Genomic DNA, 9550 nt, shown 5'->3' on the forward strand with positions numbered 1-9550 from the left:
TCGGTCGATGACAGCATGATCCCCCAAGCGCGTTGCGTGGAACGCCTTTTGAGACATTGCGCAGATCGCTCTGACCGAGCACCAGTGCAGGACGTGCTCTGCGTCGCGCCGGGGCTGTGGCAGGACGAGTAGCCGCAGCAGCAGCCATGGGCCGATCCCGCAGAGCCTGGGCAACCGTCGCTTCCATCGACATGGCCCTTTCGCTCGGAACGCCACGCGCCCGACGTCCTGCGACGCGGGCGCGTGCCTGGGCCGGATCGCTCCAGGACAGGTCAGTTGAGGATCTCCAGCATCCGGTTCCCGAGGACCGCGGCCGAGGCCGGGTTCTGTCCGGTCACCAGGTTGCGGTCCTCGACCATGTAGGGCTCCCAGATCGGACCACGGCTGAAGTTGACCCCGACCTTCGCCTTCACATCGGTCTCCAGCAGCCACGGCGCCCTGGAGGCCAGCCCGACGCCGTCCTCCTCCTCGTCGGTGAAGCAGGTGATGTTGTAGCCCCTGAACGGCGACTCACCGTGGATCCTGGTGGCCAGCATCGCGGCGGGACCGTGACAGACGATGAACAGCGGGTTGCCCGAGGCCAACTGCTGGGTCAGCAGCCGCCCCACGTCGGCGTCCCACGCCAGGTCCGCCATCGGACCGTGACCGCCCGGCAGGTAGACCGCGTCGTAGTCCTCCAGGCGCACGTCCGACAGCTGCAGCGGTCGACGCATCACCTCCGCGGAACGGATGACGGACTCCAGCTCCAGGGCGCTGTCGTTTCCACCGACCATCTCGGGGCGCAGGCTCATCATGTCGACGGTCGGCGTCACACCGTTCGGCGTCGCGACGACGACCTCGTGACCGGCGTCCGTGAGGATCTTGTACGGGTTCGCGAACTCCTCGGCCCAGTAGCCGGTCGCGTGCCGCGTGCCGTCCTCCAACATCCAGTAGGCGGCTCCGCTGACGATGAAAAGCACCTTTGCCATGGGAGAAATCCCCTCTCGGACGCATGCGCAGGAACGGGTTCGGCGGGATGCCCCACGAAACCGACCCGACCCGCCGGCTTTCTCTCCCTTTCCCACGCAACCACGCTAGGCAGCTGCGCCGGCCGCGCGCAACCCGGTGCTCGGTCGGCGGCCTTGGACGCGTATCGCGCCGTCGGCGGTGGCGCCCCCCGGCCACGGACGCATCCGGTCACATGTCCAGGACCACGTCGGCCGGGGGTGTCGAACAGCAGATGAGCGCGCTTCCTCCGGCGGGGAGCTCCAGGGGCTGCGGGGCGTACTCGACGTGGCCGGAGAGAAGCGCGGTCTCGCAGGTGTGACAGATTCCGGTGCGGCAGGACCAGCGCACGGGCACGTCGCACGCCTCGGCAAGTCCGAGCAGCGTCCCGTAGTCAGGGTGCCAGGGGACGATCAGCCCGCTGCGCGCGAAGGCTACGGACGGCCCCGGGCGGCCGCCGGGAGGAGCGGCCGGCTGGTGCGGTGCGCGGGCAGACCCGGTCACCACACCGGGGGTGACGGCGGACGTGGCCCCGAAGACCTCGGTGTGGATCCGGGAGGACGGCAGGCCGCAGGCCTCCAGGGCTCCGGTCATGTCCCGCATGAACGCGCTCGGCCCGCAGATGTAGGCGTCGGCGTCCGGAGGCGGCTCCAGGCTGCGGATCCGCTCGGGACTGAACCGCCCACTGACCGTGTAGTCGACACCTGAGCGGTCGACGCCGGACGGACGGCTGTAGGAGACGAACGACCGGCCTGCGGGCAGCTGGGAGAGCAGTGCGCGCACTTCGCCGGCGAACGGGTGGTTCTCGCCGTCCCGGGCCGCGTGCAGCCACCACACCGCGCGCTGCGAGCGCTCCGCGGCCAGAGCGTGCAGCATGGCCAGGACCGGGGTGGCACCGACACCGGCGGACAGCAGCAGGACCGGAGTGTCCGCGTCCGCGAGCAGGAACGTGCCGCGCGGAGCGGCGACATCGAGAACGTCACCCACCTTCACGTGCTGACGCAGGTAGGTGCTGGCGACGCCGTGTGGCTCCTGCTTGACACTGATGCGGTACGTCTCGGCGCCCGGTCGGCCGGAGAGCGAGTAGTTGCGGATGACCGGGGAGGCCTGTCGGTCCGGCCGCAGACGGACCGTGAGGAACTGCCCCGGCAGAGCGGCTGGGAGCGGCTCACCGTCAACTGCCGCCAGAGTGAGCGAGAAGATGCTCGCGCTCTCCGGCTCGATGCGGGCGACTTCGAGCCGGCGGAACCCGGGCCAGGCCGGTGGCGGGCTGCTGGTGGTCAGCCCGCGGTTTCCACCCACGACGCCGGAGCCGCGATCCGCATCGTCGAGCAGGGCTCGCAGCGACGTCTTCCAACCGGGGCTCAACGCGGGGATGCGCAGGGCCCGTTCGAGGTGCGGCCGGGCGTGACCGGGCAGGTAGAGCAGCGCGTCGATCTCCGCGACGGTCATCTCCTCGGGGCCCGAGGCGATCTTCACGATCTCGTCCCCGGCCCGCACCCGCCCTTCAGTCAGCACCCGCATGTAGAAGCCCGGGCGGCGATGGGACACCAGCAGGGCGGCCATCTGCGGCTCGCCGAGCCGCAACCCCACGCGGTAGCACGTCACGCGGGGCTGGGTGACCTCGAAGACCGCACCGCCGATCTTGTAGCGGTCACCGATGCACACCTCGTCGTCGGCGAGTCCGTCCACAGTGAGGTTCTCGCCGAACTGGCCGTACGTGAAGTCGTCCCGCTTCAGGTACTCCTGCCAATGGCGATAGGAGCTCAACTGGTAGACCAGCACGGCACGCTGCTCGCCGCCGTGCCCGGCGAGGTCACCCTGCCCGTCGCCGTCCAGGTTGAGGCGGCGCGCCATCACGGGCCCGTCGACGGCGTGCTTCCAGATGCCGGTGTGGGTGGTCCTGCCGTGCCAGGGGACGTCCTTGGGCATGCCGACGTTCACGGCGATCAGAGCGGCCATGACCTGTGCTCCTCCCGCGCTCGACAGGCCGGTGTCTCCAGCGTCGTACGGTCGGCCGCCGACCGCACCCGAAGAGCTCTACGCGGCGCCGGGGCTCGGCGACACGTAGAGTGAGAGCCGGTGGGCGCCGTCGCCGCGTGTGGCCCGCCGTGAGCCGGAGACTTCCAGGGCGAGAACCTCAGCTTGGACATGCCCATGAGCTCGGAGAAGAAGGTGGCAATCGTCACCGGTGCTTCACAAGGCATCGGCGCGGCCGTCGCCGACGCGTACCGCAGGCGCGGGTACGCCGTCGTCGTGACCGCCCGGTCCATCCCCTCGTCGCACGATCCGGACGTACTCGCCGTGCCCGGCGACCTGAGCCGGCCCGGTACCGGTGCGCAGATCGTCGAGCAGGCGCTGGACCGCTTCGGCCGGATCGACACGCTGGTGAACAACGCCGGCGTCTACCGGGAGAAACCATTCACCGACTACACCGACGCCGACTACGACCTGGTGACCGGCGTCAACCTGCGCGGCTTCTTCGACCTCACGCGCAGCGCCATCCCCGCGATGCTCGCGGGCGGCGACGGCGGGCACGTCCTGTGCGTGTCGACGTCGCTGGTCGACCGCGCCAACGCGCGCATACCCGCGGCGCTCGCCTCGCTGACCAAAGGCGGCCTGGTCGCGGCGACGAAGGAGCTGGCCATCGAATACGCGGCGCGCCGCATCCGAGCCAATGCCGTCTCACTCGGCGTCATCCGCACTCCCATGCACCCGGACGACCCGGGCGGCACGCTCGCCGCGCTGCACCCGCTCGGGCGGATGGGCGAGATCGACGACGTCGTCGAGGCGATCATGTACCTCGAACAGGCCTCGTTCGTCACCGGCGAGATCCTGCACGTCGACGGCGGCCAGAGCGCCGGCTTCTGAAAGTACCGGGATCGGGAGTGATCGACCTGCGCGCACTCGCAAGCAACTGGCTCCGCTCGGCGCTGTCGGTGCGGGTCCGGCGGCGGGAGTGATGGGCACCGTCTGCATGGGCACCGTGCGGTTCCTGCGCCAGCGCCGGGCCGGCGGCGAACACAACGCCGTGCACTGGGAGTTCGCCCCGGTCCGCACCTGGCAGAAGGCGCCGGATCCCGGGCGGGTCGGAAAGCGCCTGGCCGAAGCCTTCACCTTGCGCGAGCTGCCGGACAGTGCGGCGTTCCCCGTCAGCACGTTCATGCACTGGGCCTATGGAGTGGGCAACGCGGTTCTACGGCGTCGTCAGCGCCTCGCTGCGCAAGCCCCACGTCCTCTGCGCGCTCCCCTACGGTGTGCTCGTGTGGCTCAGCAGATACGTGTTGCTTCCGATCGCGGGACTCTGCAAACCCATCTGGACATACGACGCCAAGACGCTGGGCGATGATCTGACCGCCCACCTCGCCTACAGCGCCGGCACGAGCAGCGCTTTCTGGTTGCTGAGCAGAGAGGACCCGCCCCGGACCTGTGTGCCTACCCGAGGTGGACGATGCCGTCCTCGTCGAGGCGTGGGTGGAGGACTTCGGGGGCGTGGGTGGAGGTGTCGGACGGGCGTGGGCCTTCCGGACCGTCAGGCCCCAGCGCAGCAGGCGGCGGGGTCGGACGATCCGAGAGACGGTGCCGTTGACCTCGATCTGGTTGAGACGGCCCATTTGGAGTCGGTCCGCGGCCTCGGCGTGCACCGCCAGCTCCGCGGTCGCGGAACTGGCGCCCTTGGCGACGGCGGTGTGTGCGCCGATATGTGCCGCAGCTGTCAGCGAAGGGCAGCTCAACTGAACCCCGTTCCCCGCCTGATCCCGGCCCGGAAACAGGCCGCGACCGAGCCCGCCGCGCGCTGACCTCACACACGCCGGCAACAGGAGCATCCGGACGGGTCCCCACCACCAGCCCCATGCCCCATGCCTCCGGGCCTCCATCGACGGCGGCCGTGGCGATGCCGAAGGCAGCGCGAGCGACGCAGACAGCGGACAGTCGCCGACGAGAGCGCTCAGACTGGTCAACCACAGCGCTCAGCCACACTCCCGGCCCCACCCGGGAGACGCTCAGCCCACGACCCGCTGCAACATGACTCAAACCAGTTCGGGCTGCGGTTCGCGTCGCGGTTCCGGCAGATACGCCGACGCGGCCTTCCGGTCCCACAGCTTGGTGGTCCGTACGTAGCCGTAGACCACTGAGGTCATCGCCAGAATGAGCAGCGGCCCGAACACCCACGGATGTCCGGCCATCTCCACCGACAGATAGCGATACGACGCCAAGAGCCCGGCGAAGACCGCGGCGCCGTAGACGACCAGCTGGATTCCCGACCGGTCCCAGCCGCGGTCGAGCGAGCGCAGCGCTGTCTCGATCGTGAGCGTGAACACCACACCGGCGACGATGTCCGCGCCGTAGTGGTAGCCGAAACCCAGCGTTGCACCGAGCGTGGCGATCAGCCAGAACGCGCCTGCGAATCGCAGAGCCCACGGGCCCTTGCGGGAATGAATGAAGATCGCGGTAGCCCACGCCGTGTGCAGACTGGGCATGCAATTGCGCGGGGTGATCTCGTCGAAGAACATCGGGTGCGGGGTACTGACCGGCGGCGGCGTGTCCGGCCACAGGTCGGCCACCGCCCAGTGCCCCCCGTCCGCGCCGTAGGCGAAGATCGGTCCGACCACCGGGAAGATCATGTAGATGCCCGGCCCGAGCAGGCCGATGACCAGAAAGGTACGCACCAGATGATGGCCCGGGAAGCGGCGCTCGACCGCCACGTTGCGCAGCTGGTACAGCGCGACGACGACCGCGGCCACCGCGAGCTGAATGTAGACCCAGTCGAGAACGTGGGCGCCGACCGTGCCGGTAGCCGCGACAATCCGGCCTACCAGCCACGACGGGTTACCCAACGCATGATCGGCGGTTGCCACGTACTGGTCGAGCACCGCCGGGCGGGTCTTCGACGTGATCAGCAGCCAGGTGTAGCCGGTCTTGCGGCCGGCCACCAGCAGCAGGGCCAGTCCGACGCCTTTCAGCAGCAGGACACGGTCCCGGTCGGTGCGGCGCGTGACAGCGATGACGGCACAGGCCAGAGTCACCCACAACGCACCGTTGCCGAACATCATCTCGGCGTCGACCGCCCGCCGCACGAGCCAGAAGACGACGTCGATGCCGATCGCGGCGCCGGCCGCGATGAACCGCTGGCGCCAGGTGAGCACCACCATCATCAACGCCATACTGACGTACAACACCGTCCCAGATTTGGGAGCGAATATCACCTCTCGCGCCTGGTCGGTGATCGGCCCCGGCTCGCCGTACCGACGCGCGGCGACCTCCAGTGCAATGAGGAATCCGAGGGCCGCCACACTCACCGCGACCCACAGCATGACGCGTGGTTGACGCCATGCAGCGAACCTGGTTCTGCCGTCTATTCGCGAAAATATTCGCTTTAGCGTAGTTATCAATTTTCAGCTGCTTTGCCATATTTCAATGTGATCGTTGCGAGCTCGAACATGCTAACGGAGCGGGTGGGTTTCGCTGGTCACAGGTACGCCGAATACAGCGATCGGCTCCCCTTTTCCCGCGGCCACGGCGGACATGAAACGCCGCGCGCCCCGCACGGTCCCGGATTAGGGCGGCGCGGGCGGCTCGGTGGACGGGAGGGCGGGTGTCGGGGCGACCTCGACGGCGACAGTGGCGGTCGGGGGCAACCCGGGCATGCGATCACACTGCGACCACCACGCCCCCGGACGCACGAAAAGGCCGCCTTCCGATTCCCGAGTGGGCGTTTAGGGATGGATTGCGACGCCAAGTCGCTCCTGCGGCCAACGATCTTCGGGTTGATTCACACCTTACGTGCGCCTTCACGGCCTTCCGGGCGCCGACCTGTGTGCCCGTTCCATCCGCTTCTCGGCATTGGATTCCGCCTGGTTTAGCAATGGGCCGGAAGATTCCCGCCGGTGCGGAGCTTCCAGCATTTCAGGCTGTGCACGTTGGCGATGAATACGACAAAGCGGGCCGAAATACCCGTCACGAATCAACATCAAACACCCACTCAGAACTCGGCAACATTTGAGCGTCCTGGACAAAGCGGCCGCTCTCCGTATCTGCCGACAAACGCTCTCCGTTGTCATCTGCACAGCCAACCACCAGTGGCGCTGATATTCGGCGGCGCCCGGGGCAGATGTCCGCGACACTGGGCCGGTGATCGTCATACGCCCCGTGCTGGAGACCGGCGCGCTCCCCGGCTTCGAGTTCTGGCCGGTCGCCGGGCAACCGCCGCACCACCTCACCCCACTGAACGGCACGCTGAGCGGTGAGCAGGTCGGCACGGCAATAGCCACCATGGCCGGCTACAACTCCAGCCGGGCCGAAGACCACCTGACCGACCCGGCCGACGCCTTCCTGAGCTCACTGCTGCACGAGGAGGGGTTCGTCGCCCCTGGAGGGCTCCGCGTCCAGGACACGGGCACCGGCACGACGCTGACACCCGGTTGCTGCTGCGGACTGGAGGACTGGCGCGGATGGCTGGAGATCGCCGAGGGAAGCGAGCTGTGGCTCGGCCACGACCCGACACCGTGGGCCGAACAACTCGGCGACACCGTCCGGCTCCACCCGAACGGCGAGCACCCGGGCCCCGTGATCGAGGTCGCCCGGGCCGAGCTCCCCCGGCTGCTCGCCGGGGTCCAGCAGGACCTCGCGGACTTCCTCCTCCTGGTCGCAGCATGGGCCGAGCAGCACGCGCCCCGGCCGGCGCAGGCACTGGTCAGTGCGGTCGACCGGTCGCTCGCAATCACCGCACCACTGCGAAGGCTGAGCTGATGGCGAGCTTCCTGACGCACCGCCGGCTCGTGCTTGACTGCACGCTTCCGGTGCGGCGCCGCCACGCGGCACTGCGGGCCTGCCTCACTCTGTACGCCCCATACGGCTTCCGCGCCACGTACCACCACCTGACGGTCAGCGCCGCGATACCACGCGACCTCGACGCCGATCTCGAGTCCCTGGAACGTGCGGTGAACGAGCTCCACGAGGCCCGCCTGCTCCGGCCGGCCGAGGACGCCCGGTACGCCGAGCGGCGGCGACGCGAGAAGCATGCCGGTCAGCGGGCCCCCGACGCCCGGGCACGTGGTGGCACCGCCACAGGCAGCAGAGCTGCATCCAGCTCGATCCGCTCGGCCATCCTGCCCTGGCCCTGCCCGAGTTCGTCCGCCGCCAAATCAGCCTGGCGAATGGCGAAGCACTGCCCGGCTGCGCGGACTGCGGCAGCGGCCTGCCGGCGGTGTCCCGTTCAACCGGCCACGGGTTCATCGACCTGTGCCGCAGCTGCGGAACGGTACAGCGCTCCTGCGCCTGCGGCCGGCCGCACTACCTCCACCCTCGCGAACGGGACCTGTGGCCGCGCCTGTGGCGCAGGGAGCACATGACCCACGACGGCCTGCCCAACCCGCACTGGCCCGGTACCGTCGAGGACCGAATCGCCGGCCTGCAGCTGAGGAACCCGTCACAGCCACGGAACGGGCGGCTCGGATGAGCGAACTCGCCTTCTTCGCCCTGGTGGTGGCCCGGAGCACGGTCCGCGGCCTGGCCTGCAGCTCCACGCCCGACCACGTTCCACAGGGTGGAGCAGCCGAGCTGCCCGTCTCAGAACGGGAAGGCCACCACCCCGAGCAATTGACCTCCGAGGAGTTCGAGGAAGCCTGGGGTCCTGCCCGTCGACAGATCGCATCCCGGCGTGGCCGGCCTCTCGGCCCTCGGGGGCCTTTTGGCATCATCTCGACATGGCACCGACCCTTCCCCGCACCGTCCGAGCCGTCGACACCGCTCACCTCCTGGACCTGGAACGGGAGGCCGCCACATGCGGCTTCAGCCAGCGACTCCCGGTCGACCGGCTCCAAGAGCACCTCGCTGCGGAAGCTACGCACTACCTGTTCCCGACACTCGTGCACCGGCTTCGCCACCGTCCGGAAGTGTCGCCACAGTGGAGGTGCCAGCTGCTGCTCACCGTCAGCACAGGCGAACAGATCTGGGGTCTGCTCGACGTCCTTCCCGACACCTTCGACCAGATCCCGGAGACTCTGGACGCGGCGTCCAAGAAGAACATCGTCAGCCGCATAGAACATGCCGTGACCGTGCGCGAGTGGGCAGAACGGATGGCTGCCGACGCTGCACCTGAAAAAATGCGGCGTCTCACCGACCCAAACCGGCGGCTTTGATCGCGCGTTGCGCGAAGACGTCCTCACGGCGGTCTTCCATCTGGTGCAGCGCCTCCTTACGGTCCCGCTTGGAGAGCCGGTCGAGATACGTGTGGCCGAAGAGGTGATCGGTCTCGTGCTGCAGACACCGGGCGAAGTAACCCGTTCCTTCGATGACGATGGCTTTGCCGTCCTTGTCGAGCCCGCGAGCGACGGCACGATCGGTGCGGGGAACCGCCATGCCTGCACCGGGCACGGACAGGCAGCCCTCGAAGTCGTCAACGAGCTGGCGGCTACCGGGATTGGGCAGGTCCAGAACCGGGTTGATGATGTGGCCGACATGCCGGATCCCGTAGTCGTCCGGGCAGTCGTACACGAACAGCCGCAGGTCGACGTCTACCTGGTTGGCAGCCAGGCCGGCACCGTCGGCCACATACATCGTCAAG

8 protein-coding genes are annotated in these 9550 nt (G+C 68.7%); 3 read left to right on the top strand and 5 right to left on the bottom strand.

Annotated elements, in window-relative coordinates; genetic code table 11:
* Window positions 1-272: 272 nt before the first annotated feature.
* Together GA0115254_RS27950 and GA0115254_RS27955 are read right to left on the bottom strand one after the other, a co-directional pair.
* Window positions 273-968, bottom strand: coding sequence for a type 1 glutamine amidotransferase domain-containing protein (locus tag GA0115254_RS27950; RefSeq protein WP_093898062.1), 696 nt, complete (start codon window positions 966-968; stop codon window positions 273-275).
* Between the two features lie 208 nt (window positions 969-1176).
* Window positions 1177-2946, bottom strand: coding sequence for an MOSC and FAD-binding oxidoreductase domain-containing protein (locus GA0115254_RS27955; protein ID WP_093898063.1), 1770 nt, complete (start codon window positions 2944-2946; stop codon window positions 1177-1179).
* A gap of 195 nt (window positions 2947-3141) precedes the next feature.
* Between GA0115254_RS27955 and GA0115254_RS27960 the strand changes: the two genes are divergently transcribed.
* Window positions 3142-3855, top strand: a complete 714-nt coding sequence (locus GA0115254_RS27960) for an SDR family NAD(P)-dependent oxidoreductase (RefSeq protein WP_093898076.1) — start codon at window positions 3142-3144, stop codon at window positions 3853-3855.
* A gap of 290 nt (window positions 3856-4145) precedes the next feature.
* Here GA0115254_RS27960 and GA0115254_RS47820 read toward each other — a convergent pair whose 3' ends face one another.
* The gene (locus GA0115254_RS47820) at window positions 4146-4862 is read right to left on the bottom strand and encodes a DUF5954 family protein (protein WP_370740956.1); all 717 of its coding nucleotides are present in this window, start codon (window positions 4860-4862) and stop codon (window positions 4146-4148) included.
* A 153-nt stretch (window positions 4863-5015) separates the two neighbouring features.
* The gene (locus tag GA0115254_RS27970; RefSeq protein ID WP_093898065.1) at window positions 5016-6299 is read right to left on the bottom strand and encodes a phosphatase PAP2 family protein; all 1284 of its coding nucleotides are present in this window, start codon (window positions 6297-6299) and stop codon (window positions 5016-5018) included.
* A gap of 817 nt (window positions 6300-7116) precedes the next feature.
* Between GA0115254_RS27970 and GA0115254_RS27975 the strand changes: the two genes are divergently transcribed.
* Both GA0115254_RS27975 and GA0115254_RS27985 read left to right on the top strand, forming a co-directional pair.
* A complete protein-coding gene (locus tag GA0115254_RS27975; RefSeq protein WP_093898066.1) occupies window positions 7117-7734 on the top strand; it encodes a hypothetical protein in 618 nt (205 codons plus the stop codon).
* Window positions 7735-8690: 956 nt separating this feature from the next.
* A complete protein-coding gene (locus tag GA0115254_RS27985; RefSeq protein WP_093898067.1) occupies window positions 8691-9125 on the top strand; it encodes a hypothetical protein in 435 nt (144 codons plus the stop codon).
* On the opposite strand, the gene GA0115254_RS27990 is transcribed toward GA0115254_RS27985, so the two are convergent.
* On the bottom strand, window positions 9100-9550 hold a 451-nt coding region (locus GA0115254_RS27990), incomplete at its 5' end, for a peptide deformylase (RefSeq protein WP_093898068.1). The genes GA0115254_RS27985 and GA0115254_RS27990 overlap by 26 nt on opposite strands.

This window comes from Streptomyces sp. Ncost-T10-10d, from assembly GCF_900091955.1.
Lineage (GTDB): Bacteria > Actinomycetota > Actinomycetes > Streptomycetales > Streptomycetaceae > Streptomyces.

Coding starts and splice junctions, on each gene's coding strand:
- GA0115254_RS27970 (WP_093898065.1), bottom strand. CDS start 6,299: ATGCTGTGGGTCGCGGTGAGTGTGGCGGCCCTCGGATTCCTCATTGCA.
- GA0115254_RS27960 (WP_093898076.1), top strand. CDS start 3,142: ATGAGCTCGGAGAAGAAGGTGGCAATCGTCACCGGTGCTTCACAAGGC.
- GA0115254_RS27955 (WP_093898063.1), bottom strand. CDS start 2,946: ATGGCCGCTCTGATCGCCGTGAACGTCGGCATGCCCAAGGACGTCCCC.
- GA0115254_RS27985 (WP_093898067.1), top strand. CDS start 8,691: ATGGCACCGACCCTTCCCCGCACCGTCCGAGCCGTCGACACCGCTCAC.
- GA0115254_RS27950 (WP_093898062.1), bottom strand. CDS start 968: ATGGCAAAGGTGCTTTTCATCGTCAGCGGAGCCGCCTACTGGATGTTG.
- GA0115254_RS47820 (WP_370740956.1), bottom strand. CDS start 4,862: ATGGAGGCCCGGAGGCATGGGGCATGGGGCTGGTGGTGGGGACCCGTC.